Source organism: Streptomyces sp. NPDC051576, assembly GCF_040681835.1.
GTDB lineage: Bacteria > Actinomycetota > Actinomycetes > Streptomycetales > Streptomycetaceae > Streptomyces.
This window is the reverse complement of record NZ_JBFAZO010000026.1, coordinates 1-2,095: the sequence shown is the minus strand read 5'-3', so window position 1 is coordinate 2,095 and position 2,095 is coordinate 1. Positions and strand designations below refer to the sequence as shown.

1 protein-coding gene and 1 pseudogene are annotated in these 2,095 nt (G+C 65.3%); both read left to right on the top strand.

Annotation, left to right across the window (positions count from 1 at the left end; all coding sequences use genetic code 11):
• A pseudogene (locus AB0M63_RS44570) lies at window positions 1-999 on the top strand (alpha-1,4-glucan--maltose-1-phosphate maltosyltransferase); the annotation flags it as partial.
• Window positions 996-2,095 (top strand): alpha-amylase family glycosyl hydrolase (locus AB0M63_RS44565; RefSeq protein WP_366023405.1); only part of this gene is annotated, 1,100 nt, incomplete at its 3' end. The pseudogene AB0M63_RS44570 and the gene AB0M63_RS44565, both read left to right, overlap by 4 nt.

Here is a 2,095-nt window from a genome sequence, read left to right as displayed (position 1 = left end):
CCCGACGGGACGATCGCGTACGCGGAGAACCCGCCGAAGAAGTACCAGGACATCTACCCGATCGCCTTCGACCGGGACATGGACGGCCTGATCGCAGAGACGCTGCGGGTGCTGCGGCACTGGATGGACCACGGGGTGCGGATCTTCCGCGTCGACAACCCGCACACCAAACCGGTCGTGTTCTGGGAGCGGGTCATCGCGGAGATCAACCGCACCGACCCCGACATCATCTTCCTCGCCGAGGCCTTCACCCGCCCCGCGATGATGGCCACCCTCGCGCAGGTCGGCTTCCAGCAGTCGTACACCTACTTCACCTGGCGCAACACCAAGCAGGAACTCACCGAATACCTCAGCGAGTTGTCGGGCGAGGCGGCCGCCTACATGCGGCCCAACTTCTTCGTGAACACCCCCGACATCCTGCACGAGTTCCTCCAGGACGGCGGCCGCCCCGCCTTCGAACTCCGAGCCGTCCTCGCCGCCACCCTCTCCCCGACCTGGGGGGTGTACAGCGGGTATGAGTTGTGCGAGAACACTCCGTTGCGGCCCGGCAGCGAGGAGTATCTGAACTCCGAGAAGTACCAACTCCGCCCCCGCGACTGGGCGTCGGCCGAGCGGGAAGGACGTAGCATCGCGCCACTGCTGGGCAAGCTCAACGCCATCCGGCACCGCAGCCCCGCGTTGCGGCAGTTGCGCGACCTCCACTTCCATCACGCGGATCAGGAGGCGGTGATCGTGTACTCGAAGCGGAGTGGTTCGAACACGGTTCTGGTGGTCGCGAACCTCGACCCTCACCACACCCAGGAGGCCACGGTCTCGTTGGACATGCCGCAACTCGGCCTGGAATGGCACGAGTCGGTACCGGTGCGCGACGAGCTCACCGGTGAGACCTATCACTGGGGCAGGGCCAACTATGTGCGCCTGGAACCGGGCAACCGGCCCGCACACATCCTCACCGTCCTGCGACCGTCCCCGCAGATCGGAGGGTCACCCACAATATGATCGTCAACGAGCCCGTCCCGGACACCTTCGAGGACACTCCCGCCAAGGACCGGGACCCCGACTGGTTCAAACGCGCCGTCTTCTACGAGGTCCTGGTCCGCTCCTTCCAGGACAGCAACGGCGACGGCGTCGGTGACCTCAAGGGCATCACCGCCAAACTCGACTACCTCCAGTGGCTAGGAGTCGACTGCCTCTGGTTGCCACCCTTCTTCAAATCCCCCCTCCGCGACGGCGGTTACGACGTCTCCGACTACACCGCCGTCCTCCCCGAATTCGGGGACCTGGCGGACTTCGTCGAGTTCGTCGACTCCGCGCACCAGCGGGGCATGCGCGTGATCATCGACTTCGTCATGAACCACACCAGCGACCAGCACCCGTGGTTCCAGGAGTCGAGGAAAGACCCCGACGGCCCCTACGGCGACTACTACATGTGGGCCGACGACGACAAGCAGTACCCCGACGCCCGCATCATCTTCGTCGACACCGAAGCCTCCAACTGGACCTTCGACCCCGTCCGCAAGCAGTACTTCTGGCACCGCTTCTTCTCCCACCAACCGGACCTCAACTACGAGAACCCGGCCGTCCAGGAGGAGATCCTCTCGGCGCTGAAGTTCTGGCTGGACCTGGGCATCGACGGCTTCCGCCTGGATGCGGTCCCGTACCTCTTCGCGGCCGAGGGCACCAACTGCGAAAACCTTCCGGCAACCCACGAGTTCCTCCGCCGGGTGCGCAAGGAGATCGACGCCCAGTACCCGGACACGGTGGTGCTGGCGGAGGCGAACCAGTGGCCCGAGGACGTCGTCGACTACTTCGGCGACTTCCAGAGCGGCGGCGACGAATGCCACATGGCATTCCACTTCCCCGTCATGCCCCGCATCTTCATGGCCGTCCGCCGCGAATCCCGCTACCCGGTCTCGGAAATCCTCGCCAAGACCCCCGCGATCCCCTCCGGCTGCCAGTGGGGCATCTTCCTGCGCAACCACGACGAACTGACCCTGGAGATGGTCACCGACGAGGAACGCGACTACATGTGGGCCGAATACGCGAAGGACCCGCGTATGCGCGCCAACATCGGCATCCGCAGGCGCCTCGCCCC